Here is a 1,164-nt window from a genome sequence, read left to right as displayed (position 1 = left end):
AGGATCCTGTGAGGATGAGATGGTTTGAATTTCCTGTAGAGAACACCGAGGAGAGGACATTGCTCACCTTATCCATCACCTCCTGCTGACCGATGTAGATATTTGGAACCTGCTCGGGGATTCCTGAATAGGGAAACGGATTTGCATTCAGCCCAAAAACTTCGTAATTCTTCTTAGCAATGACAATATTCAAATCGCTCATAATACGTCCCTCGTGTGAATTGCAAGATAATAGTAGCGTTTTCTCCCGAACTCGACTCCCTGCAAGTATCTATCAGATGTGAGTTCTACCGATACTCGATCAAGCATCTGGGAAAAAACAAGAGATTTTATCTTTGTGCTGGATTGTTTTGCATGTGTGGTAATCGGAGCTCCGGCTAATTCCCATCCACCGATATTCTTCGCATATAGGTCGATAAATGTGGTATCAAATTTTTTTCGTGAAATTTTCAACTGTTCGCAGACATATTCCCTGATCTTCGGGATCTCGACGTAACGCTGTTTGATATTGCCGATTCCGGATCGGTTCAAATCATCGTAGACGCCCAATAATGTCTGTGCAAATGACTGCGTTGTGCCATCAACGTCATAGTAATGGCTGTTGAACACATTTCGTTGAAGCGTTCCGATCCTCAATGTCCAGTCCGAGAGAACAGAGAGGGCCGTTGCGTTGAAGATAAACTCCTCATCCGAGATGAGGGGGGGGAGGTTGTTTAAATCGATTGGCCCATTGTTCTTGATCCCAGTATAGAACCTGGCATAATACGAATAATCCATCAATATCTTATGGACTGTTCGCCAATCATCTCCCTTTATTGCCTGAATAAATCGTTTGGTGGCCTCTGTTTCTCTGAATACCTGTTGATCGCGAGAGATCAGACCAATTCTCACCAATTCATGGAGTATTTCTTTCGCTCTATTCTCGGAGACAGATAGAGCATCTTGGAGCTGACGATACGATATCTCACGTTCATTTTCTATACAGAAAGCTGCCTCAACAACTCTTCTGAATGTTACAGGATGCATACTTTTCCTCATACCAGACCTCGCTTCTTGGCTTTTGCGTAGCGGAATCCATCACTGATAAAAGGATTTCCTTGAAAGCGATAATCCAAATATGATTCAACTTCTTTTTCCTGAATTGCAACCCTCAATTTCCGTAAT

Annotated in this window: 1 protein-coding gene and 1 pseudogene; both read right to left on the bottom strand. The window is 43.0% G+C overall.

Going from position 1 to position 1,164, the window contains the following annotated elements:
• A pseudogene (locus QCH34_RS13090) lies at positions 1-202 on the bottom strand (hypothetical protein); the annotation flags it as partial.
• Positions 199-1,026, bottom strand: coding sequence for a hypothetical protein (locus tag QCH34_RS13085; RefSeq protein WP_300334769.1), 828 nt, complete (start codon positions 1,024-1,026; stop codon positions 199-201). The pseudogene QCH34_RS13090 and the gene QCH34_RS13085, both read right to left, overlap by 4 nt.
• Positions 1,027-1,164 lie beyond the last annotated feature (138 nt).

The sequence above is a fragment of the Methanocalculus sp. genome, assembly GCF_029762515.1.
Classification (GTDB): Archaea; Halobacteriota; Methanomicrobia; order Methanomicrobiales; family Methanocorpusculaceae; genus Methanocalculus.
Note: the sequence above shows the minus strand (reverse complement) of the source record. Positions and strands in the feature narration are given on the sequence as shown.

Bases quoted from the DNA above. Each gene is read 5' to 3' on its own strand.
- QCH34_RS13085 (WP_300334769.1), bottom strand. From the start codon at position 1,026: ATGCATCCTGTAACATTCAGAAGAGTTGTTGAGGCAGCTTTCTGTATA.